Origin of the sequence: Streptomyces phaeochromogenes (genome assembly GCF_001418655.1) — a bacterium.
In the GTDB taxonomy this organism is placed as follows: Bacteria; Actinomycetota; Actinomycetes; order Streptomycetales; family Streptomycetaceae; genus Streptomyces; species Streptomyces phaeochromogenes.
The window spans coordinates 120,456-142,014 of the sequence record NZ_LIQZ01000003.1 but is presented as its reverse complement, the minus strand read 5'-3'; the positions used below and the strand labels follow the sequence as shown (position 1 = coordinate 142,014).

The 21,559-nt window shown below is 70.4% G+C and carries 19 protein-coding genes; 10 read left to right on the top strand and 9 right to left on the bottom strand.

The features are described 5' to 3' along the window. The first annotated feature begins 139 nt into the window (after nt 1–139). On the top strand, nt 140–808 hold the full coding sequence (locus AOK17_RS00630; protein WP_055610233.1) for a peptidase E: 669 nt from the start codon (nt 140–142) through the stop codon (nt 806–808). 171 nt (nt 809–979) lie between these two features. Here the strand turns inward: AOK17_RS00630 and AOK17_RS00625 are convergent, their stop codons facing one another. After that, complete coding sequence (locus AOK17_RS00625; protein ID WP_055610232.1) at nt 980–2,488, bottom strand: SulP family inorganic anion transporter; 1,509 nt, start codon at nt 2,486–2,488, stop codon at nt 980–982. A gap of 417 nt (nt 2,489–2,905) precedes the next feature. On the opposite strand from AOK17_RS00625, the gene AOK17_RS00620 reads away from it, so the two are divergent. Beyond that, nucleotides 2,906–3,322, top strand: a complete 417-nt coding sequence (locus tag AOK17_RS00620) for a MerR family transcriptional regulator (protein ID WP_055610231.1) — start codon at nt 2,906–2,908, stop codon at nt 3,320–3,322. 83 nt (nt 3,323–3,405) lie between these two features. Here AOK17_RS00620 and AOK17_RS00615 read toward each other — a convergent pair whose 3' ends face one another. Both AOK17_RS00615 and AOK17_RS00610 read right to left on the bottom strand, forming a co-directional pair. Further along, entirely contained in the window at nt 3,406–4,605 is a 1,200-nt protein-coding gene (locus AOK17_RS00615; RefSeq protein WP_055610230.1) for an NAD(P)/FAD-dependent oxidoreductase, read from the bottom strand. A 118-nt stretch (nt 4,606–4,723) separates the two neighbouring features. Further along, the gene (locus tag AOK17_RS00610) at nt 4,724–6,946 is read right to left on the bottom strand and encodes an MMPL family transporter (RefSeq protein WP_063997143.1); all 2,223 of its coding nucleotides are present in this window, start codon (nt 6,944–6,946) and stop codon (nt 4,724–4,726) included. 398 nt (nt 6,947–7,344) lie between these two features. Here AOK17_RS00610 and AOK17_RS00605 point away from each other — a divergent pair, with 398 nt between their 5' ends. Then, nucleotides 7,345–8,565 (top strand): sensor histidine kinase, encoded by a 1,221-nt coding sequence (locus tag AOK17_RS00605; protein WP_079052709.1) that lies wholly within the window; start codon nt 7,345–7,347, stop codon nt 8,563–8,565. Beyond that, nucleotides 8,562–9,236 carry a response regulator transcription factor gene (locus AOK17_RS00600; protein WP_055610229.1) on the top strand — a complete coding sequence of 225 codons (675 nt, stop codon included), beginning with the start codon at nt 8,562–8,564 and terminating at the stop codon, nt 9,234–9,236. The genes AOK17_RS00605 and AOK17_RS00600 overlap by 4 nt, the downstream gene beginning before the upstream one ends. Before the next feature lie 5 nt (nt 9,237–9,241). Here AOK17_RS00600 and AOK17_RS00595 read toward each other — a convergent pair whose 3' ends face one another. Next, complete coding sequence (locus tag AOK17_RS00595) at nt 9,242–10,081, bottom strand: helix-turn-helix transcriptional regulator (protein WP_055610249.1); 840 nt, start codon at nt 10,079–10,081, stop codon at nt 9,242–9,244. 152 nt (nt 10,082–10,233) lie between these two features. On the opposite strand from AOK17_RS00595, the gene AOK17_RS00590 reads away from it, so the two are divergent. The 3 genes from AOK17_RS00590 to AOK17_RS00580 all read left to right on the top strand — a co-directional run bounded on the left by AOK17_RS00590 (nt 10,234) and on the right by AOK17_RS00580 (nt 12,216). Continuing rightward, nucleotides 10,234–10,977 (top strand): SDR family oxidoreductase, encoded by a 744-nt coding sequence (locus AOK17_RS00590; RefSeq protein ID WP_055610228.1) that lies wholly within the window; start codon nt 10,234–10,236, stop codon nt 10,975–10,977. A 280-nt stretch (nt 10,978–11,257) separates the two neighbouring features. Next, complete coding sequence (locus AOK17_RS00585; protein WP_055610227.1) at nt 11,258–11,596, top strand: non-heme iron oxygenase ferredoxin subunit; 339 nt, start codon at nt 11,258–11,260, stop codon at nt 11,594–11,596. Beyond that, the gene (locus tag AOK17_RS00580; RefSeq protein WP_055610226.1) at nt 11,593–12,216 is read left to right on the top strand and encodes a TetR/AcrR family transcriptional regulator; all 624 of its coding nucleotides are present in this window, start codon (nt 11,593–11,595) and stop codon (nt 12,214–12,216) included. The genes AOK17_RS00585 and AOK17_RS00580 overlap by 4 nt, the downstream gene beginning before the upstream one ends. A gap of 35 nt (nt 12,217–12,251) precedes the next feature. Here the strand turns inward: AOK17_RS00580 and AOK17_RS00575 are convergent, their stop codons facing one another. The 3 genes from AOK17_RS00575 to AOK17_RS00565 form a co-directional block, all read right to left on the bottom strand. Further along, nucleotides 12,252–13,232 carry an NADPH:quinone reductase gene (locus tag AOK17_RS00575; protein WP_055610225.1) on the bottom strand — a complete coding sequence of 327 codons (981 nt, stop codon included), beginning with the start codon at nt 13,230–13,232 and terminating at the stop codon, nt 12,252–12,254. Nucleotides 13,233–13,252: 20 nt separating this feature from the next. Next, nucleotides 13,253–13,786 (bottom strand): PadR family transcriptional regulator, encoded by a 534-nt coding sequence (locus AOK17_RS00570; RefSeq protein ID WP_055610224.1) that lies wholly within the window; start codon nt 13,784–13,786, stop codon nt 13,253–13,255. Between the two features lie 278 nt (nt 13,787–14,064). Continuing rightward, nucleotides 14,065–15,027, bottom strand: a complete 963-nt coding sequence (locus AOK17_RS00565) for an alpha/beta hydrolase (RefSeq protein ID WP_055610223.1) — start codon at nt 15,025–15,027, stop codon at nt 14,065–14,067. 76 nt (nt 15,028–15,103) lie between these two features. Here AOK17_RS00565 and AOK17_RS00560 point away from each other — a divergent pair, with 76 nt between their 5' ends. Both AOK17_RS00560 and AOK17_RS00555 read left to right on the top strand, forming a co-directional pair. Then, complete coding sequence (locus AOK17_RS00560) at nt 15,104–15,679, top strand: TetR/AcrR family transcriptional regulator (protein ID WP_055610222.1); 576 nt, start codon at nt 15,104–15,106, stop codon at nt 15,677–15,679. Nucleotides 15,680–15,824: 145 nt separating this feature from the next. Continuing rightward, complete coding sequence (locus AOK17_RS00555) at nt 15,825–16,571, top strand: aminoglycoside phosphotransferase family protein (protein WP_055610221.1); 747 nt, start codon at nt 15,825–15,827, stop codon at nt 16,569–16,571. Between the two features lie 107 nt (nt 16,572–16,678). On the opposite strand, the gene AOK17_RS00550 is transcribed toward AOK17_RS00555, so the two are convergent. Continuing rightward, nucleotides 16,679–17,770, bottom strand: coding sequence for an ArsR/SmtB family transcription factor (locus tag AOK17_RS00550; RefSeq protein ID WP_055610220.1), 1,092 nt, complete (start codon nt 17,768–17,770; stop codon nt 16,679–16,681). 21 nt (nt 17,771–17,791) lie between these two features. Beyond that, the gene (locus tag AOK17_RS00545) at nt 17,792–19,366 is read right to left on the bottom strand and encodes an AbgT family transporter (protein WP_055610219.1); all 1,575 of its coding nucleotides are present in this window, start codon (nt 19,364–19,366) and stop codon (nt 17,792–17,794) included. Between the two features lie 235 nt (nt 19,367–19,601). On the opposite strand from AOK17_RS00545, the gene AOK17_RS00540 reads away from it, so the two are divergent. After that, nucleotides 19,602–21,530 carry a CocE/NonD family hydrolase gene (locus AOK17_RS00540; protein WP_055610218.1) on the top strand — a complete coding sequence of 643 codons (1,929 nt, stop codon included), beginning with the start codon at nt 19,602–19,604 and terminating at the stop codon, nt 21,528–21,530. Nucleotides 21,531–21,559 lie beyond the last annotated feature (29 nt).

Sequence of the window (21,559 nt, the reverse complement as noted above, 5' to 3'; positions counted from 1 at the left end):
GCACACCCGCCCGACCCCCGGGCCGCGCGCACCACGTCACGAGTCCGTAAGTACTTGTCCCTGATGCGGCCATGCCGTGACGGTATTGGTGGATCCTGGGTTCGTTGCGTGCGCCCCTCAGCCGTGCTTGGCTCGCCCGATGAACTTTCTGCTGACGGCGAGTGGCCTGCGCAACGAGACGCTGCGGGATGCGCTTCGGGACATGCTGGGAAAGCCGTTCGGATCGGCGAACATCGTGTTCGTTCCCACGGCATCGGTCGCCGAGCCCGGGGACCACGGGTGGTTCCTCGCGGACATGAACCGGCTGCACGGCCTCGGCTGGCGGGAGTTCGACGTCCTGGAGATGAACGGCCTGCCCCGGCAGATGGTGCTCGATCGGCTGCTGAACGCCGACGTCATCTATGTCGAGGGTGGCAACCACTACCACCTCGCGCGCAGCATCAGCGGCAACGGCCTGGCCGACGGCTTCCTTCAGGCGCTGGAGAGCCGGGTCTATGTGGGGGTCAGCGCCGGATCAATGATCTTCAGCCGCAATCTCACCGGACACTCCGCCGATGTCATCGGGGACACCCCGGACCTCCACGTGCTCGGCGCGACGACCGTGGAGCCGCCGTTCGGCCTCTTCGACTGGTATCTCAAGCCCCACCTGTACTCGCCGGATTTCCCCGAGCGGGACGACGCCTGGGCCGATCGCATCGTTGCGCGGGCGGACTTCCCGATCTACTTCATCGACGACGAGACAGCCGTTCGCGTCAAGGACGGCAAGGTGGATGTCATTTCTGAAGGCCGCTGGCGATTCCATCCGTGACTCAGCGCCTCGGACCTTGTGCGAGGACCCCCGCCCTCCGATCCTGCCGACGCCTCGGCGTCCCCGTCGCGGGGCGTCGCGTGGGGGGCGATGCTCCCCCAAGGCTGGCGGCTCCTACGCAAGCTGCGATCGAGCCACCTGCGAGGTGGACGAGCCACGGCTGCTCGGGAGTCAGTGGTTGCCGGCGAGTTCGCCGCTGAGTGTCTTGTGGATGTGAGCGCTCGGCCCGTTCAGTCCGATGATCTCGACCGTCTTGCCGCGCTGGGCGTACTTGGTCTCGATGGCGTCCAGGGCGGCGACGGAGGACGCGTCCCAGATGTGGGCCGCGGACAGGTCGATGACGACCCTGTCGGGGTCGCCCGCGTAATCGAACCGGCCGACGAGGTCGTTGGAGGAGGCGAAGAACAGCTCGCCCGTGACCCGGTAGACGACGGTGGCGTGGTCGGGGTCGGTGGCGGCGGTGACCTCGGCGACGTGGGCGACGCGCTTGGCGAAGATGACCATCGCGGTGATGGAGCCGGCGACGACGCCGATGGCGAGGTTGTGGGTGGCGACGACACAGGCGACGGTGACCACCATGACGGTGATCTCCCCGGCCGGCATCCGCCTGAGTGTCTTCGGGGCGATGGAGTGCCAGTCGAAGGTCGCGAACGACACCATGACCATCACCGCGACGAGCGCCGCCATGGGGATGTCGGAGACGACCGGTCCGAAGACGATGCACAGCACCATCAGGAAGGCACCGGCGAGGAACGTCGACAGGCGGGTGCGGGCGCCGGAGACCCGGACGTTGATCATCGTCTGGCCGATCATGGCGCAGCCGCCCATGCCGCCGAAGAAGCCGGTCACGATGTTGGCGATGCCCTGCCCGATGGACTCGCGGGTCTTGGAGGAGTGGGTGTCGGTGATGTCGTCGACCAGCTTCGCGGTCATCAACGACTCCATCAGACCGACCAGGGCCATCGCGAGCGCGTACGGAGCGATGGTGGTGAGGGTGTCCAGGGTGAACGGCACGTCCGGCAGCCCGGGCATCGGCAGCGCGGACGGCAGGTCGCCCTTGTCGCCCACGGTCGGCACCGCGATCCCGGCCGCGAGCGTGATGACCGTGAGGATGACGATGGAGACCAGTGGCGCCGGGATCACCGCGGTGACTCTCGGGAAGAACACCATCAGCGCCAGCCCGGCGGCGAGCAGCGGATAGACCGCCCAGGGCACGTTCGTCATCTCAGGCACCTGCGCCAGGAAGATGAGGATGGCGAGGGAGTTGACGAAGCCGACCATCACGCTGCGCGGCACGAACCGCATCAGCCTGGCCACCCCGAGTGCGCCGAGGACGATCTGGAAGACACCGGCGAGTACGACGGCCGCGACCAGATAGCCGAAGCCGTGTTCGCGGTTGAGCGGAGCGATGACCAGGGCGACGGCACCGGTGGCGGCGGAGATCATGGCCGGCCGGCCGCCGACGATCGCGATGGTCACGGCCATCGTGAACGACGCGAACAGGCCGATCGCCGGCTCGACCCCGGCGATGATCGAGAACGAGATCGCCTCCGGGATCAGTGCCAGGGCAACCACGAGACCGGCCAGCACCTCGGTGCGCAGCACCTTCGGATCGGACAGCCATGACGGACGTCGGGAGCCGCGCAGCCACGCGGCCGGGGACAGTGCGGGGGAGGACAAGACGAGAGGAACCTGTCGTGCTCGGGCACACCCGCCATCACGGCGGGCGCGCAAGTAGGCGTGGAGAACCGGGGCAGTCGTCCACGAGATCCGCGAGCGGCGCGGACCGAGGTCAGGGGGCAGCGGCGACGCGACCGGAGCGGGAATCGGGCGCTGCTTGCGGTCGAAGGGTCACGGCGGGCAGACAGCGGCGCCGGGCATCACGGACATGCGCACGCTCTCTCCTGCGGACAACGGTCTTCGCCGGGGGCTTCGTCGGCCCCGACACGGCTGACGGTAACGGGACGACATCCCGCGCCATGGGAACGGGCACGGCAGGCAACCGCCCCAATACCGGCGCAACCCTACCCTAACGTTAGAGTAGAGATCGGCGTCGGCTGCCTGTGGCCGCAGCGGAAGACGAGGAAGGCACCCCGCGTGAGCAGCGAGCACATGCAGATCGGCGAGGTCGCCGCACGGACGGAGCTGTCGCTGCGCACCATCCGGCACTACGAGGACGCCGGCCTCGTCATCCCCTCCGCCCGCTCCCAGGGCGGCTTCCGTCTCTACACCGAGGCCGATGTCGCCCGCCTGATGGTCATCCGTCGCATGAAGCCGCTCGGCTTCACCCTCGACGAGATGCGCGCCCTGCTCGACGCCACCGACCGCCTCGACTCCGGCGAGGAACTGCCGCCCGAGGAACGTGAGGAACTGCTGGACCGGATTCGAGGCTTCGAGCAGGCCACCCACAAGCGAGTCGAGGATCTGCGCACCCAGCTGGCCCGGGCGGAGGAGTTCGCGGCCACACTGGGGGAGCGCCGGATGCGGAGTACGTCGGCCCCGAGGCGGCCCTGACCTGGCGGCGGTGCGCAATCCGACCACTGCGGAGTTGGCTGTACCCAGCGGATTCCAGCGGATTGCAGGGGGCCGTCTCCTGGTTAGGCGGCCCGTTCAGCGGTGGCCGGTGCCTCGGCGCGCTTGGCCTCCAGCAGTCGTCGGCGCTTGTCGTCCTTGAAGGGCCATGTGTGCGAACCGGGCTTGCGCGCCTCGTCCGCCAGATGCTTGAGCAAACCCTTGTAACTGCTCTCCTTGATCTTCACGGCAAGGCGGCCACGGATGGAGAACCTGTTCGCGGTGTCGTCCTTGGAGGCGAGCTGAACCGTGGCGGCGTGACGCCCAAGGCTGACGCACAGGCCGAAGAACCCCACGTCGATGGACGCGGGCTGCTCACCCGCGATCCGGCTGAGCACGGTGTCGGCGGCGTGCGCGCCCAGCGGGCCTGCGGCCTGGCAGCTCATCCTCAGCGGCAGGTCCGACGGTGCCGCCGAGTCCCCGGCCGCGACGATGCGTACGTCGTCCACGCTCGTCAGCGTCTCGTCCGTGAGCAGGCGGCCCAGGGCGTCGGTGCTCAGCCCGCTGCGCACGGCCAGGTCCGGCACGCTGAACCCGGCGGTCCAGACGGTCACTCCGCTCGGCAGCTCACGGCCGCCACCGAGCCGCACGGCATCGCGCGTCACGGCCGTCACCCTCGCGTCGGGGCCTTCGAGCACGGTCACACCGAGCTTGGCCAGCCGCTTGGCGATCGAGCGCCGAACGCGGGGATGCAGATACGGCCCGAGTACCTCGCCGCACATCAGGGTCACGGTGCGGCCCGCCTCCGCCAGTTCGGCGGCGGTCTCGATGCCGAGCGCACCGGCTCCGACAACCGTCACCGCGGCCGTCGCAGGCGCGGCGTCGAGGACCGACCACAGCCGCTGTGCCTCCTCCAGGCTCGCGATCGGATAGGCGAACTCGGCCGCTCCGGGCACCCGCGGGTCGGCGCTGCCGCTGCCCACCGCGTAGATCAGGTAGTCGTAGCCAACGGTGCCGCCGGCCGCCAGCACCAAGCTGCGCTCGGCCGCGTCGATCCGTGCGGCCGTGTCGACCACCAGCCGGACGCCCTTGGCCAGGACTTCTCGGAAATCGACGACCATGTCCTGGGACCCGCCCACCGCTTGGTGCAGGCGGATCCGGTGAACGAAGACCGGGCGCGGGTTGATCAGAGTCACGGTCACGTCCTCGCGCTGCGTCAGGCGATTGGCTGCCATGACTCCGGCGTATCCGCCGCCGATCACGACCACTTCGGTGTTCTGAGCCATGGTGTCTCCCTCGTTCGCGGTGGGTTCGGCCTCAAGACGCCGACCGGCTGGACCTTGTGACAGGTTGTGAGGCAGACCACTTCGCAGACGTGGAGCGCGGCGCCTACAGGCCGTGGCTTCAGCTGATCCGGGCAGTGGGGGCTGGTGTGGGCTCGGGCGGAGACGGGAGGTCGTCGCTCTCCACGGCGTCCACGCTCTCCACGGTCTCCACAGCGATTCGGGGCAGCCGCCGGTCGAGTGGACGGGGCAGCCACCAGGCGGCGCGCCCCAGCAGTGCCATGGACGCGGGCACCAGCACCATGCGGACGATCGTGGCGTCGAGCACGATGGCCGTGGCCAGCCCCAGGCCCATCATCTTGACGAGTGGCGAGGGGTTGGCGACGAAGCTGAGGAAGACCACCGTCATGATGAGCGCGGCGGAGGTGATCACGCGGCCCGTGACCGCCATACCGCGTGCCACCGACTCGGTGGGGTCGCCCGTGGCGTCGTACTCCTCGCGCACACGCGAGAGCAGGAACACCTCGTAGTCCATGGACAGGCCGAAGAGCACCGCGAAGAAGATCGTCGGCAGGGGCGAGGCGATCAGCATGGTCTCGTGCAGGTTGAACAACCCTCCCAGCCAGCCCCATTGGAAGACGGCCACCACGACGCCGTACGCGCCGCCTATGGACAGCAGATTCATCACGGCGGCCTTCAGCGGTACCGCCACGGAGCGGAACACCAGCATCAGCAGCAGGAACGACACCACGAGGATCGCGGCGATGAACACCGGGAGGGTGTCGGTGAGTTGACGGGTGAGGTCGTCGGTCATGGCGGTCAGGCCCGACACGGCGACATTGTCGGGGATGACGCCGAGGATGCGTTCGAGGGTGTCGGAGGTCGCGGCGTCCGCCGGGGCGGTGGTGGGAAGCACGGGCAGTACGACCGTGTCACCCGCCGTGGAGAACAGGGGCTCGCCGACCGACGCGATGCCGGGGTCGTCGGCGACGCGCCGGGCCAACTCGGGGATGCCCGCGGCGTCCACACCGGGGCCGCGCAGATCGGCGACCATGAGCAGCGGAGCGTTGAAGCCGGGACCGAAGCCCTCCGCCAACAGGTCGTAGGCGCGGCGGTGGGTGGTGCTGGTCGCGTCGTTGCCCGCATCGGGGAAACCAGTCTCCATGCGCAACGCCGGTATCGCCAGGGCCAGCAGCACGGCGGACCCGGCCAGCAGGTAGGGCCACGGCCGGCCGGAGACGCGGTGCGCGAACCGCCACCATGCCGTCTGCTCCGGGCTCTCGGGGTTCACGGGGTTCTCGGACTTCTTGGCACGTCGCATACGCAGCCACCGGTGCCGCCGGGCCTTGTGGATGCGGTCGCCCAACAGGGACAGCAGGGCGGGCAGCAGCGTCAGGGCGGTCGCCACGGCGAACAGCACGACCAGCGAGGTGCTCAGGCCGATCGAGGTCAGAAAGCCCAGGCCGGTCAGCGCGAGCGCGCTCATCGCCACGATCACGGTGCCACCGGCGAACAGAACGGCCGCGCCGGACGAACTCATGGCGTTCGACAGCGCGGTGGAGTTGTCCTGGCCGGCCGTTCGGTTCTCCCGGCAGCGCGCCACGATGAACAGGGCGTAGTCGATACCGACACCCAGGCCGATCATCGCGCCGATCGTGGGCGCGGCGGTGGACACGTCCGTCGCATGGGCCAGCAGCACGATGCTGCCCAGGCCGGCCGCCACGGCGACCAGGGCGAGCGCGATCGGCACCAGCGCGGCCACGATCGTGCCGAACGCCACCACCAGGATGACCAGGGCGGAGAGTAGGCCCGCCGCCTCCGCGCCCGACGTCGGCGTCTCGGCGTTGATGAACACGGCGTCGCCCCCGAGTTCGGCGACGACACCGTCGCCGCGTACGGGCTCGATCGCGTCGCTCAGGGCATCGATCTGCCTGGGATGCACTTTCATCGGCGGTACGTCGAAGGTGACTTGGACGTAGCCGATCCGTCCGTCGGGCGAGATCGTGCCCCCGGTGAAGGGATCGGTGACCGTGGCGACGTGTTCCACGTCGGCGATGCGGTCGACGGCCGCCTCGACGGCAGGCCGGTGGCGGTCGATCCGCTCCCCTTCCGGCACGGCGAAGACGGCGACGGCGCTGCCGCCGGACGCCTCGGGGAAGCGGTCCTCAAGCAGTTCCATCGCCTTCTCGCTCTGGCTGCCCGGAGCGACGAGGTCGTCGACGAACGAGCCGCCGACCAGGCCCGCAAGAGGCAGTACGAGCGCCAGGGCGGCCACCCAGGCGCCGATGGTCACCCACGGTCGGCGGGCGCTCGCGTCGCCGATACGGCGCGTGAGTCGATTCATGGCTGCAACTCCTGGGAGACGGCCGCCGACCGGCGGCAGTTGTTGGATGGGCTCGTGCGGGAGCTGCCGACCGTTGGACTTGTCGGCCGGGTTCGTACGAGACGGCTGCCGACCGGCGGCACCGGTCGGTGTGCGGCGGCACAGGTTCGAGCGGTTCCATCGTGGGCGTCGACGCCGGTGCCGTCTCCCGCCGTCAGAGGGGTCGGACGCCCCCACGCGCGACGGGGAGTGCGCGCCCACGTCTCCGTCCGGCGACGGAGGGCCGCATCCGCCCGCAGGCGGGTGACGGTGCCTCGGAGCTGGACTTACGATGGCTTGCCCGGCGCGTCGCGGTGCCTGCGCCAGGCCACGGGAACGCTTCCCGGCCAAGGCACCGGCCGCCTCTCGATGGAGCGACGATGATCCGTACGGCTCCGCATGCCGGGACGCCCGGCCCCGGCCCCGGCCGCAGGGCGTCGGGCAGCTTCCGCGGCCCGTTCACGCGCTGGCCGCGGGGCGCGGACGCCGTACTCGCGACCGTCTTGTTCCTGCTGACCGCGCTCCTGGAAGAGGGTCCGGGCGATTCCCTCGTCGTCCGCCCTGTCACCAGCGTGCTCCAGCCCGCCCTCCTGCTCATCACCCTGGCCGGCGCCGCGCTCTACCTGCGTCGGAGCAGGCCGGTCGCGGTCCTGTGCGTGGCACTCGTCGCGTGGCTCCCGACGCTGGGAAGCAGCTACTCCGTGCTGGGCGGGGTCGTGATCGTCGCGCTCTACAGCGTCGGGCGGCACGACGACGACAACCGGTGGGGCCCTCTCGGTGTCGGCGCGGCCGTCGTCGCGCTCACGATCGACGGCATCCTCCTTTCCACGCCCTGGGAGGACATCGGCTTCGGCTACGTCTTCATGTTCGGGGCCTGGTATCTCGGCCGACGCCTCCGGCTCCGAGCCGGGCGTGCTGCCCGGCTCCGCCAGGAACAGGCCGCTGAGGCACGGCGGATCGTGGCCGAGGAGCGCACCCACATAGCCCGTGAACTGCACGACGTGGTCGCCCACCGGGTGAGCATGATGACGGTGCAGGCCGGTGCGGCCCGGATGGTGGCCGCCGAGGATCCGCAGGGCGCCCTGGAGGCGATGGCCGCGGTGGAGGAAGCGGGTCGCCAGGCGCTGGACGAACTGCGGCACCTGCTGGGAGTGTTGCGGCCGAACGCCGAGCGCGACGGCCTTGGTCCTCAGCCGGGCCTGGCCGACCTGCCCCGCCTGGTGGCCGAGGTCCGGGAGGCGGGTTTGGACGTCTCGGTCACCGGCGGCATCCAAGAGCCCCTCCCGGCCCGCGTGGATCTCTCGGCGTACCGCATCGTCCAGGAGGCACTGACCAACGTGCTCAAGCACAGCGGACCGCAGACCCGTACCGAGGTGCGCCTGCGCGCCGAAGGTGACGGCATCACCATCGAGGTCCTCGACGACGGCCGCGGTACCGCCGTCCGCTCCGTGTCGACCGCGCACGAGGGCCTGTCCGGCCACGGCATCGTCGGCATGCGGGAACGTGCCCTCCTGCTCGGCGGAAGCCTCGACGCCCAGCCGCGTCCCGGCGGCGGCTTCCGGCTCACCGCCCGGCTGCCCACCAAGGGGGAGCCCACGTGAGCATCCGCGTCGTCGTCGCCGACGACCAGGCGCTGGTACGCCGCGGCTTCGCCATGATTCTCCGGGTCCACCACGACATCGAGGTCGTGGCCGAGGCGGGGACCGGCATCGAGGCGATCGAGGCCGTACGCCGTCATCGCCCGGACGTCATCCTCATGGACATCCGCATGCCCGAGATGGACGGCCTCGAAGCGACCTCCCGGATCCTTCAGGAGGCCGACTGGGACACGCGGGTGCTGATCCTGACCACCTTCGACCCGGACGAGTACGTCTACGAGGCGCTGCGCTCCGGCGCCAGTGCCTTCGTGCTGAAGGACATTCCCCCCGAGCAACTGGCCACCGCCGTACGCACCGTGGCCGAGGGCGGGACACTGCTGGCCCCCTCGATCACCCGGCGCTTCATCGACCGGTTCACGCAGCGCCGAGTCAACACCGTCGCCGCGGCCCGCCTCGAACGGCTCACCGGCCGCGAGGGCGAGATCATGACCGCCGTCGCCCGGGGCGCGAGCAACGCGGAGATCGCCGAGCAGCTGTCCATCGGCGCCGCCACCGTCAAATCACATGTGTCGAGCATCCTCACCAAACTCGGGCTGCGCGACCGGATCCAGATCGTGATCTTCGCCTACGAGAGCGGCCTCGTGGAAGCGGGCGACCACGACGTCGGCCACTGACGGCGTCAGGGGGTGAGCTGCTGGTGCCCTATGACGGAGAGCAGTTCGAGCTTGCTGTGACTCTCCGTGCCGGGGCGCGTGGTCAGTACGACCAACGTCTGAGCGCGGTTCTCGGTGAAGAGAACCTGGCCGTCGACGTCGATGCGGCCGAGTTCGGGATGGACGATCGTCTTGCTCTCGTCGTAGCGCTGGGCGACCTCCTGCAACTCCCACAGGCGGACGAACTCGGGGCTGTGTTCCTGGAGTTCGGCGAGGATCCGGGCGGCCCGAGGGGTGTCGCTGCCGGCTGTCAGCGCGACCCGCAGGCGAGCCGCCTGGGCGCGGCCGTGGCGTGAGTGGTCCTCCTCGGGATACACCAGCCGTTCAGCAGGGTCCATGAACCAGCGGTAGTAGGCGCTGCGGGCCAGTCCGGTGTGGCGCGTCTGGTCGCCGAGCAGTGCGGTGGCGAGCGGGTTCATCGCGAGGGTGTCGGCCATGTCGGTCAGCACCAGGGCGGGGGAGTCGTCCAGGCGGTCCAGGACCCGCATCAGGGTCGGGCTGACGTGCTCCGAGCGGTGGAAGCGGGCCGGGGCGTTGTGACCGATGAGGCCGAAGAGGTGGTCGCGCTCGTCGAGCGTCAGGCGAAGCGCCCGGGCGAGGGCCGTGGCCATCTGTACGGAGGGCTGCGGGGCGCGCTGCTGCTCCAGGCGGGCGTAGTAGTCGGTGGACATACCGGCGAGCGAGGCGACCTCCTCGCGACGCAGCCCCCGGGTACGCCTGCGCGGACCCTCGACCAGCCCGACGTCATGGGGGCGCAGCGTCTCGCGCCGTCGGCGCAGGAACTCCGCCAGCTCCTTCTTGTCCATGCCCACCATCATGACCACTCCCCGTTCGCCCAGCCAGGGATCGCCGATCCATGGGTAAACCGTCCTCTCCCGCCTCCGCGAAGGCGCTCCTACGGTCGGAGCCACGGGGCGATCACCGGCCCCGTGCCAGCGAAGGAAGAGGACACCTCCCCATGAAGATGACCGGCAACACGATCCTGATCACCGGCGGCACCTCGGGAATCGGGCTCGGCCTGGCGCTGCGCCTGCACGAGGCCGGGAACAAGGTGATCGTCGCGGGGCGGCGCAAGGAACTGCTCGACCGGATCACGAGCGAGCACCCGGGCATCGAGGCACTCGTCCTCGACGTCGCCGACCCCGCCTCGATCGCTCGCGCCGCGGAATCGGTCGCGACGAGCCACCCGCAGCTGAACGTCCTGGTCAACAACGCGGGCATCATGCTGCCGGAGAACCTCCTCGACCCCGCCTCCCTCCCGGTCGCCGAGGACCACGTCACGGTCAACCTGCTCGGCACGATCCGGATGACGTACGCCTTCCTGCCCCTGTTGGAGGGCAAGAACGACGCGGTCGTCATGAACGTCACCTCAGCGCTGGCGTTCGTGCCGCTGCCGATCACCCCGACCTACAACGCGACCAAGGCCGCGCTGCACTCCTTCTCCGAGAGCCTGCGCGTGCAGCTCACGGACAGCGCCGTCCAGGTGATCGAGGTGGCTCCGCCGGGCGTACGGACCACCCTGCTCGGCCAGCAGGACGACGAGAACGCCATGCCCCTGGACGACTTCCTCGACGAGACCCTCACCCTCCTGCGTGACCGGCCCGACGCCAGGGAAATCGTCGTGGAGCGCGCCAAGTTCGTGCGCCACGCCGAGGCCAACGGCACGTACGACGACGTCCTGACGATGCTCGCCGGCGTCTGAACCCGCGCCGGTCGACCACAAGCGGTCCGTCACCGCCCCGACGCCCGAACTCGACGGAGCCGACCGGATGTCGTGCGGACGCAGTCCGGACGAGGCCTAGGCCCATCTGCCGAGGCCGACTCGGACCGGAGTCGGGTCCGGGGACCGGTCCGCGTCGCTAACCTCGGTGATCAGACACGATCACACGTGCCGCTCCGGGCCGAGCGTCGCCGCACGCCCGATGCACCCCTGTGAACCGGATGACGTACCACCGGCGTCATGGATGCACCCGAGGAGAGCGATGCCCGGCAGCGGCTACACGTACGTCTGCAAGCTCGACGTATTGACAGAGGGCGTCCCGCGACGCTTCGAGGTGGAAGGCGTCCCCGTCGCGCTCGTCCTCACCGAGGAGCAGGTCTTCGCGATCCACGACGTGTGTTCGCACAGCGCTGTCTCACTGTCGGAAGGAGAGGTGGACGGCTGCACGGTCGAGTGCTGGCTGCACGCCTCCCGCTTCGACCTGCGCACCGGCCACCCCCTCGACCCACCGGCGACCCGCCCCGTTCCGGTCTATCCGGTTCGGATCGAGGACGGATCCGTATTCGTATACGTACGCGCCACCCCGCGGACCGAGCCATGACACGGGCACCGGACGGTTCCACCGGCGAACGGGCCGACGCCGCCCGCAACCGTGCCCGGCTGCTGGAGGTGGCTGCCCGGCTGGTGGCCGAGCGGGGCCCCGAGCACGTGACGATGCACGAGGTCGCGGAGGCGGCCGGCGTCGGAAAGGGCACGCTCTTTCGCCGGTTCGGCGACCGTGACGGCCTCCTGCTCGCCCTCCTCGCCGAAGCGGAGGCCGAGTTCCAGGAGGCGTACACGTCGGGTCCCCCGCCGCTGGGGCCGGGCGCGCCCGCGAGAGATCGGCTGGAGGCGTTCGGCCGTGCCCTCATCGAGCGCAACACCGCCGCCGCGGACCCGGGCGCAGCCCTGGGACGCCGACTGCCGCACGCACGCCGCCACACGTCGGACACCGCCCGTGCCCTGCACCGTCACGTGTCAACGCTTCTTAGGGATACGGGCGTTGACGGCGACCACGACATGCTTGCCCACGCCCTGCTCGCCTTCGTGAACTTCGAAACCGCCGACCACCTCCGCAACGAACACCAAGTCCCCGCTGCACGGCTCCAGTCCACCTGGGTCGACCTGGTACGACGGGTGTCCCGAGCCGGCGAAGCACACGGCATTTCCGAGGAGAGCTGATGTGCCTCCGAGCGCGCCGATCGTCGGCGTGGTCGTCAGCCGGTGACCGTGACCAGCACCCGGCCGCGCTCGCCCGCGTCGACCCGGTCGTGGGCCTTGGCGATGTCCTGGAGCGGGTGGACGTCACCGATGTCGACGGTGAGGGCGCCGGTCGCGGCTGCCGCGGTGAGGTCGCGGGCGGCCTGTCGTTTGGCCGCGGCGGGGAAGTCGTCGCTGCCGAGCAGGCGCAGGGTGACGTTGTTGAACAGCAGGGGCCAGAAGGGGAGTTCGGTGCGGTCGGCGTGCGTTCCGTAGGCGGCGATGACGGCGTCGAGTGCGGTGACCTCGTTGTCCAGGTCGGCGTTGGACGACAGGGACACCTCGACGACGCGGTGCACGCCGTCGGGCGCGTACGCGCGGATCTCCGCTGCCGGGTCGTCGGCGTCCAGGGCGACGACGTGGGGAATGACAGCCGGGTCGACGCGATCGAGGTCGCCGCTGCGGCGGACGGTGCCGATGACGGTGGCGCCGCCCCAGCGGGCGAGTTGGGAGGCCAGCGAGCCGACGCCGCCGAGCACACCGTGCACGAGAACGATCCGGCCGTCGACCGGGCCGTCCGCGAACACCGCGCGGTGGGCGGTGATCCCTGGGATGCCCAGACTCGCGCCGAGTTCGTCGCCGAGGTGGTCGGGGAGCGGGACGGCCTGCTGGTCGGGTACGACGGTGTACTGGGCTGCGGTGCCGAAGGCGCGATAGGACTGGGCGCCGTAGGTCCATACTCGCTGTCCCACGCGGCGGGCGTCGACCCCCTCGCCCACCTTGTCGATGACACCGGCGGCGTCGCTGTGCGGGATCACCCTCGGGTAGGGCATCGAGGAGCCGAGCCAGCCGCGGCGCTTCTTGGTGTCGCCGGGGTTGACACCGGACACGCTCACGCGGACGCGTACCTCACCGGGGCCGGGGTGGGGGTCGGGCAGTTCGCCGACGTGCAACACGTCGGCGGCGGGGCCCTGTTGGTCGTACCAGGACGCGAGCATGGACGTACCTCCGCTGTGGTTCAGGAGTTCTTCTCGAGTGGTTTTTCGCCCAGCGCCTCGCGGAGCCAGGCGCGTTCGGCGCGGCTGGTCGCGCGGGCGGTCAGGAGGAGGCCGCGCCGGTAGGGGTCGGTGACCTCTTCGGCGCGGATCGGCCGGTCACCGTCGTAGAAGAAGCTCGCGGGCTCCTCCAGGAAGGCCAGGCGTCGGCGCAGTACCGCGTGCTGTTCGGCCACGTCGGGGAGCAGCGAGAGGAAGGACAGCACGGTGTAGAAGCGGGTGTGGTCGGTGATCTCGTGGTCGGCGGGCTCGCGCAGGCGCTGGAGCATGTCGGCGTGGCCGGCCTCGGTGAGTCTCAGTACATAGCGGGCGGCACCCGCGCGCGGGTCGGGTTGCCGTTCCAGCAGGCCGGCCTTGGCGAGGCGGTTGATTGCCGGGTAGAGGCTGCCGTCACTGACCGGGCGGGTGTAGCCGGTCAGGTGCGTGACACGGCTACGCAGTTCATGACCTGGCAAGGGGCCTTCGGCCAGGAAGCCCAGGATGGCGAGTTCCAGCATGGGGCAATGGTCTCACAGTTGCATCGAATCGATATTTACATCGTATCGATGTTACAGCTTCTTTCCGGAGCGAGAAAACGATCAAGGCGCAGGTGCTGCGACAAGAAGGTGGCCTCTGGCCGTGACCAGCCTCGGCCGGTCGTACTGAGTGCGGCCACCGTTCGTGACCGAGTGGAGTTGCTCGGACGCGGCACGTGGTCAGCAGCGTTCGGCTCGGCGGCAGGTGCGGCTGTCGGCCGAGTTGGTGCGACGGTGAGCCGGAGTGCTTTCCTTTCGCTTCACGTGGCGAGGGAGGCGCGGAGGAATTCGAGGATCTCCGTCCGTGCGGGATAGGCCTGCTGTGCCAGGCCCGGGATACTGAGGAACGCGTGCCCCGCTCCTGGGTATTCGGTGAGCCGCGTGGGTGTCCCGGCCGCTTGGAGTCGTTCGGCGTAGCGGCGGCCGTGGTCGGCGACCGGGTCGTGGGTCGGTACGACCACGAGCGCTGGGGGCAGCCCGTCGAGGTTGTCGGCGTACAGCGGCGAGAGCGCGCGAGGGTCCGTTCCTGGCGGGACGGCGAGCCGCTGGAACAGGCGCAGTTGCGGTACGGCGAGGGTCGGGGTGCGGGCGTGCTCGGTGACCGAGTCGTGGTCGAGCATTGCCTCGGTCACATCGACGGCGGGGTTGACCAGCACCTGCGCCGAAAGGTGCAGGCCGGTCTTCTTGGCCCGGATCGCGGCCAGGGCGCTGATCAACGCGCCGCAACTCTCGCCGAACACGGCCGTCCGCTGCGGGGCGATGCCCCACTCCGAGGCATGCTCCACCACGTGCTGGAGTACGTCCCGGCCGTCGGCGACGGCGTCCGACAGCGGGCTGTCCGGGGCGAGGAGGCGGTGCTCGACCGAGACGACGAGTGCGGGCAGCTGGGCGGCGAGGTGGCTGTTGACCCAGTCGCTCTGCACCGCCGTGCCCACGAACCCTCCTCCGTGCACGTGGAGCACGAGGGGCAGGCCGGTCCGCCCGGCGCTGTCCCCCTCCCGCCCGGGCGATGGCCGGTACACCCGGACCGGGAGTTCGCGGCCCGGCAGCGTCACGTTCTGCCATTGAATCTCGGCGCCGGGATCCGGCTCCCCGGTGAACGCCCGCGCCGCGCTCGACGCCCGGAAGCGGTTCTCCGCGTCGCGGTAGGCGACCAGTTCCTCGGCCGTGATCGCCGACCAGTCCGGCTCCGGCGGCCGTTCCACAGCAGTTGCCTCACTCATGTCTTCTCCTTGCCCAGAGAGTTTCGCGACTTCAGGTATCGAAACCTAAGGTAGCGAAAACAGGTACCGTGTGGGAATGGCTTCGACCGCATCCGCCAGACCGCCCGGCCGCCCGCGCGCGGGCGTGAACACCGTGGTGTTCGCCGCGACGCTGAGCACGGTCCGTGAACTCGGCTACGCGCGCGCCACCGTCGAGCGCATCGCCGCGGTGGCCGGCGTCGCGAAGTCGACGGTCTATCGGCGCTGGCCGTCGAAGGGCGAGCTGATCGTGGACTGCCTCCTCGACGCGTTCGGCCCGGTGCCGCTGGAGGGCGACAGCCGAGCGGAGCTCATGTCCTCGTCGATCCGCTGGGCCGCGGCGAAGATCGGTGAACCCGGGGTGGGGGACGCGTTCGCGGGTGTGTTCAGTGACGCCGTCAGTGACCCGGTCCTGCGCGAGATCCTGTCCACGCGGTTGCAGGACCCGTACCGGATCGCGCTCCAGGACGCGCTCGGCGAGCCGGAGGCCCGGGTCCTGTTCTTCATCGACGTCGTCGTCGGTGCCCTGCTCCACCGGATGGGCATGACCGGCGAGCCGATGGTCGATGCCGACGTCGACGCACTGGTCGAGATGGTCGTGCCGCATTTCGCCGACGATCCCGGCCCGGGTTAGGCCTCCCGGGAAGGGTGATGGGCTTGACCTGGTCGGCGGTCGGTGTCGTGCCCGAGGCCACCGGGTGGCAGGACGCGGTCAACCGCACAGTCGCACGCGATAAATCCGGCGACGCAGACGATCATCCCCGGGATAGTGGTGGCCCATGGATGAGGTGAAAGTCGTCGTCGCCCATTCCGAGCGCGCGACCCTGCGCGTCGGCGATGTGTTCCTGAAGGTGGACGCCGATCAGGCGCACATCGACGTCGAGGTCGAGGCGATGGCCCTGGCGCCGGTCCCGACCCCGGAGGTCCTGTGGCGCAGGCCGCCCGTTCTCGCGATCGCCGCGGTCCCGGGGACGGCTCTCGGCCGCCTCGGCGAGCCGTCGACCGCGTCCCCGGCGGCATGGGCCGCGGCGGGCGCCGCCATCCGGAAGCTGCACGACGCGCCGTTGCCGCCCTGGACCGGCAGGCGCCGCAGGAATCCCGACGAGTTGGCGGCGGAACTCGACGGTGAGTGCGAGTTGCTCGTGACGAACGGTGTCCTGCCCGCCGACCTGGTCACCCGCAACCGCCAGGTCGCCGAGGCCGCGCTCCGGTCGTGGACTCCGGCGTTCACGCACGGCGACCTGCAGATCGATCACGTCTTCGTCGACGGCGACGAGGTCACGGGCATCATCGACTGGTCCGAGGCGGGCCGGGGTGATGCCCTGTTCGACCTCGCCACCCTCACGCTCGGACACGAGGAGCACGTCGGTGACGTCATCGCCGGCTACGGCACTGACGTCGACCTCGACGTGATCCGCGCGTGGTGGTCGTTGCGAAGCCTGCTGGGGGTTCGCTGGCTGGTCGAGCACGGCTTCGATGCGTTCGCGCCGGGCTGTGAGGTCGACGTGCTGAGATCCCGGATGTGAGGCTGCGCGCGCCCGCTGCTGTGAGTGCGTTCGCGGCATCCGGCATCCGGCATCCGGCATCCGGCATCCGGCATCCGGCACCGCGCAGCCTTAGCCGACGACCGGGTTCACCGCGCCACGGTTGCCAGGACGTCGTGGCCCAGCCGCTGGATGACGTCCGTGGCGAGCCGGTGGCGGACCAGTTTGCCGTCCCGGGTGGAGCGCACCAGGCCCGCGTCGCGCAGAGTCCGCAGGGCGCGTGAGACCTGGGGTTCACTGGAACCGAGTCGGGTGGCGAGCTCCGAAGTGGTGATGGGCTCGCCCAGCAGATGGCGGCACAGCTCCATCCGGGCGGGCGAGGTGAGCGCCATCAGCCGCTGATGCAGATCCCGTACGGTCAGGTCCGCGGTCGGGGTGGTGCCGCGCGCCGCGTACTGCACCACCACGCACGACGGGTGCTCGTGCTTGACGGTCAGATGCGGCCACACCCGGGCGGACGGCACGAGGACGAGGGGGCGCGGGGCCACCTTGACCTCGTCGATCTGCAGCTTGTCCAGCCGTACCCGTTCCCCCGGTCCGACCCGGGCCGCGGTCGGCAGCAGTTCGGTGAGCACATCCGCTGGGGAGCGGGCCGCCAGCCGGCGACGTACCTCCCGGGCGTGCTCCTCCAGGGCCGGGCGCAGGATGCGCCAGTCCTCGGCGAAGAACGCGGTGTCGGCGGCCCGCAGCACCGCCAGCAGCCGGTCCCGCAGATCGAGCGGTGCCGCCACCAGCTGTCGTGCCAGCTCGCCCCGGGCGTAGGAGCGGCGCTGGCAGCTGCGTACGTAGTCCTCCGCGGCGGCGGTGCCGGCGCGCAACTCGCGAACCGGCGGCAGGGTCTGCGCGTTGGTGCCGAGGACTCCGGGCGCCACCAGTTCGAGGAAGTCCTCGGCCCGCAGTTCCGCGATCGACGCCAGTTCCTCGTCGAGGCTCGCCGCGAGCGGCAACGTACGGGGGAAGAACAGGCGGCAGCGGAAGCGGGCCCACAGAGGAGCGAACGTGGCCAACTCGTCGCGCAGCTCAGGTGCCGAGGCGACGGCGCCGGACGCCCAGCCGGTGGCCTCCGGATGGTGCTCGGGTTCGGCGAGCACGTGCAGGCCCGCCATCAGTTCCGACAGCGGGGAGGGCCCTGCCGCCAGGTCCGCGGGGCCGAGCCCTCCGAGGTCGAGAACGATGCTCACGCCGTCAGCGTACGGCGGAGGTCATCGCACCGGCGCGCCCGGACCGAGCGGGATGCCCAGCAGATACCAGAGGAAGAACAGCAGCACCCACACCACCAGCATGATCGCGGCGACGGGCAGGGTGAAGGAGACCAGGGTGCCGATGCCGGCCTTGCGGCGGAGGGTCTGCAGATAGCCGACACAGAGCATGAACGAGGTGCTCATCGGGGTGATGGAGTTCGTACAGGAATCGGCGATGCGGTACAGGGCCATGGTGGTGGCCGGGCTGGTGCCGAGCAGCATCAGCATCGGCACCAGTGCCGGGGCCACCAGGGCCCACAGGGCGGAGCCGGAGGTGATGAGGAGGTTCATCAGCGCGACCGTGAGGATCAGCAGGGAGAACAGCACCAGCGTGGGCGCGCCCAACCGCTCCAGGAAGTCTGCGCCTTCGACCGCGACGACGGTGGCGATGTTGGTCCACTTGAACAGGGCGAGGAACTGGGACACGGCGAAGAAGAGCACCAGCAGCGGAGCGATGGAACGCACTCCCTCCGCCATGAACTCCGGTATCGCGCGGCTTCCCCTGATCCGCCCCGTGAGCCGCCCGTACACCGCGCCGATGAGCAGGAAGAAGACGGTGAGGAAGACGGCGATGGCGTTCATGAAGGTGGACTCCACGATCGCGCCGCCCTCACCGCGGAGCGGCGACGAGGTGGGCATCATCGCGAGCACGATCAGCGCGGCGTAGCCGAGCACGGCAAGACCGGTCGTCCGCAGAGCCCGTACCTCGGTGGCGTCGTCGACCTCGGCGGCGACGACCTGCTGTGCCGCGGCGGCCTCCAGGTCCGCGTCGGGGAGCAGGTGGTGCTCGCGCTTGGCGAGGATCTTGTCCACGACCAGGGCGATCGTGCCGGCCAGCACGAACGCCGAGACGGTGGTGAAGTACATGTTGTCCGTCGCACGGACCACCACGTCCTTGTCGACGAGCTGTGCGGCCTCGGTGGCGACGGAGGCGAACAGGGCGTCACCGGGGGCGATCAGCGGGTTGGCGTCACCCGCGGCGTTGATGGAGACGAACGCGACGATCATGCCGAGCATGGGGGAGCGGCCCACGGCGCGGAAGGCCACCGCCCCGAGCGGGATGAGGACCACGTACGCGGAGTCCGACAGGAACTTCCCCAGTACGCCGCCCAGGGCCACGCCCAGCACGACGGCACGCGGGGACAGACCCGACAGCATGCGGCGGGCCAGCGCCTCGAAGAGCCCCGACCGCTCGGCGACCGCGACGCCGAGCATCACCATGAGCACGGTGCCGAGCGGGCCGAAGGTGACGAAGGATTCCTCGGCGCCGGTGATCAGATCCCGTACGGCGTCCGCCGACAGGGCGCTGCGCACACCGACCAGGTCACCCGACGAGGGGTCCTCGACCCGCAGGCCGGAGACGTTCAGGGCCCAGCTGACGAGGGCGACCACCCCGCCCAGGATCCAGAACAGCCAGAACGGATGCGGCAGTGCGTTTCCGGCACGCTCGACCAGGTCGAGGAGGCGGGAGCCACGGCCCCCCTCGTCGGGCTCGTCGGCCTGCACCTCCTGGGTGCGGCTGTCGGGTGTGCTCATGGCGGACTCCTGTGAGGACGGTGGAACGAGGGCACGACGCGACCGCGTCGCGGGCGCTGTGTGGGAAACGGGGACCCAGGGCCGCGCACGATCCGTCGCGACGGCACGCGGGGTGTTTGCCGGGTTGCGCTGCACAGTAGGTCCCGCGTCCGGTCCCGTCACCGTCCTGCGGAACAGTTGACCTCATCACGTCAAGTGATCGCCATGACGTGGGCAACTGCCTAGCGTCACCGGAGTGATCTCGTACGACACCCCCCACGCCTGCCCGCCCGAACCCCTCCAGGACGGGGCCCTGTGGCGCCGCACCCTGCACGTCCCCATGCGGGACGGCGTCCGTCTCGCCGCCGACCTGTACTCCGCCTCACCCGAGCCGGAGGCGACCGTGCTTCCCGTGCTCCTGGAGCGCACGCCGTACGGCCGGCGCACCCAGCGCGGTTCGGACCAGGACCGCAGCGACGCGCCCGTCCCGCGGCCCGAGGACATCGCCCGGCACTTCACCGAAGCCCGCTACCACGTCGTGCGGCAGGACTGCCGGGGCCGCGGCGACTCCGAGGGAACGTTCGTGAAGTACCTGGGCGAGGGCCCGGACGGCGCGGACACGATCGCCTGGCTCAGGAACCAGCCGTGGTGCGACGGCAGGGTCGTGATGACGGGGGTCTCCTACTCGGCCCACGTCCAGTCGGCTGCGGCTGCCGAAGGAGCCCGGGGGCTCGCCGCCATGTTCCAGGACTCGGGCGGCTTCTCCTGTGCGTACGACGCGGGGATGCGGATGGGCGGCGCCTTCGAGCTGAAGCAGGTGACCTGGGCACTGCGGCACGCGGTGCAGAGCCCGGAGGCGGCGGCGGATCCGGTGCTGCGCGAGGCACTGCTGCGGGTGGACGTGCCGGGCTGGTTCGGTGCGATGCCGTGGCGGCCGGGCTGCACGCCGCTGCGGCACCTGTCGGCGTACGAGGACTTCCTGCTTGAGCAGTGGCGGCAGGACACCTTCGGGGACTACTACCGCACCCCGGCGCTCTACGGGCGGGGCTTCTACGGGCGATTCCCGGACGCGCCGAGCCTGCACATGGGCAGCTGGTACGACCCCTACGTCCGCTCCACCATCGAGAACTTCACCGCCCTGCGGGAACTGAAGGCGGCGCCCTCCTACCTGGTCATGGGCCCCTGGACGCACGGGCACCGCTGCGAGACGCACGCCGGAGAAGTGGACTTCGGTCCGCGGGCGACACTGGACGGCAACCTCGCCCCGTCGTACCTGGAATTCCGCCGCCGCTGGTTCGACCGCGCGCTGGGCCGGGAGGACGAGGGGAGTGCGGAGCGCGGAGACCTTCCCGCTGTCCAGTACTTCCTGATGGGCGGCGGTGACGGCCGACGGGATGCGGCAGGGCGGATGCGGCACGGCGGCGCATGGCGCACCGACACCCGGTGGCCGCCGACGTCGACGGCCCCCGTCGCCCTCTACCTCACCACCGAAGGCGCCCTCACCCTCGACCCGCCCACCACGGCCACCGCGTCGGTGACCTACGACTTCGACCCGCACCACCCGGTACCCACCATGGGAGGCCAGGTCACCTCGGGCGAGCCGGTGATGACCGGCGGGGCGTACGACCAGAACGCCCCGGACGCCCGGGTGTACGGCGCGCGTGAGCCGTACCTGCCGCTGGACTCCCGCCCGGACGTGATCAGCCTGACCACACCACCGCTCCAGCGGGACGTGGTGCTGGCCGGCCCGGTCTCGGCCCGGCTCCACATCTCCACCACCGCTCGGGACACCGACTTCACCATCAAGCTGATCGACGTCCACCCGCCCAACCCCGACTATCCGCACGGCTTCGCCATGAACCTCACCGACGGCATCGTCCGCTGCCGCTTCCACCGCTCCTACGAGAAGCCGGAGCTGCTCACTCCTGGCGAGGTGTACGAGATCGAGGTCACCGCCCCCGACACGGCAAACCGCTTCGCCGCCGGCCACCGCATCCGGCTCGACATCTCCTCCAGCAACTTCCCCCGCTTCGACGTCAACACGAACACCGGCGAACCGGAGGCCGCAGCCCGCCGCACCGCCGTGGCCGCGAACACTGTGCACATGGATGCCGAACGCCCCTCCCATGTGCGTGTGTGGGTGGAAGGAGGAGCGGACGCGTTCGCACAGCCGGAGCGGGCCTGACCGGCCCCTGCCGGCGTCAGCCGCCCCAG

What these genes read in the sequence shown, in the direction of transcription:
- AOK17_RS00555 (WP_055610221.1), top strand. Translation starts at nt 15,825, where the DNA reads ATGGATGAGGTGAAAGTCGTCGTCGCCCATTCCGAGCGCGCGACCCTG.
- AOK17_RS00605 (WP_079052709.1), top strand. Translation starts at nt 7,345, where the DNA reads ATGATCCGTACGGCTCCGCATGCCGGGACGCCCGGCCCCGGCCCCGGC.
- AOK17_RS00560 (WP_055610222.1), top strand. Translation starts at nt 15,104, where the DNA reads ATGGCTTCGACCGCATCCGCCAGACCGCCCGGCCGCCCGCGCGCGGGC.
- AOK17_RS00630 (WP_055610233.1), top strand. Translation starts at nt 140, where the DNA reads ATGAACTTTCTGCTGACGGCGAGTGGCCTGCGCAACGAGACGCTGCGG.
- AOK17_RS00545 (WP_055610219.1), bottom strand. Translation starts at nt 19,366, where the DNA reads ATGAGCACACCCGACAGCCGCACCCAGGAGGTGCAGGCCGACGAGCCC.
- AOK17_RS00570 (WP_055610224.1), bottom strand. Translation starts at nt 13,786, where the DNA reads ATGCTGGAACTCGCCATCCTGGGCTTCCTGGCCGAAGGCCCCTTGCCA.
- AOK17_RS00575 (WP_055610225.1), bottom strand. Translation starts at nt 13,232, where the DNA reads ATGCTCGCGTCCTGGTACGACCAACAGGGCCCCGCCGCCGACGTGTTG.
- AOK17_RS00590 (WP_055610228.1), top strand. Translation starts at nt 10,234, where the DNA reads ATGAAGATGACCGGCAACACGATCCTGATCACCGGCGGCACCTCGGGA.
- AOK17_RS00585 (WP_055610227.1), top strand. Translation starts at nt 11,258, where the DNA reads ATGCCCGGCAGCGGCTACACGTACGTCTGCAAGCTCGACGTATTGACA.
- AOK17_RS00580 (WP_055610226.1), top strand. Translation starts at nt 11,593, where the DNA reads ATGACACGGGCACCGGACGGTTCCACCGGCGAACGGGCCGACGCCGCC.
- AOK17_RS00615 (WP_055610230.1), bottom strand. Translation starts at nt 4,605, where the DNA reads ATGGCTCAGAACACCGAAGTGGTCGTGATCGGCGGCGGATACGCCGGA.
- AOK17_RS00595 (WP_055610249.1), bottom strand. Translation starts at nt 10,081, where the DNA reads ATGGACAAGAAGGAGCTGGCGGAGTTCCTGCGCCGACGGCGCGAGACG.
- AOK17_RS00565 (WP_055610223.1), bottom strand. Translation starts at nt 15,027, where the DNA reads ATGAGTGAGGCAACTGCTGTGGAACGGCCGCCGGAGCCGGACTGGTCG.
- AOK17_RS00610 (WP_063997143.1), bottom strand. Translation starts at nt 6,946, where the DNA reads ATGAATCGACTCACGCGCCGTATCGGCGACGCGAGCGCCCGCCGACCG.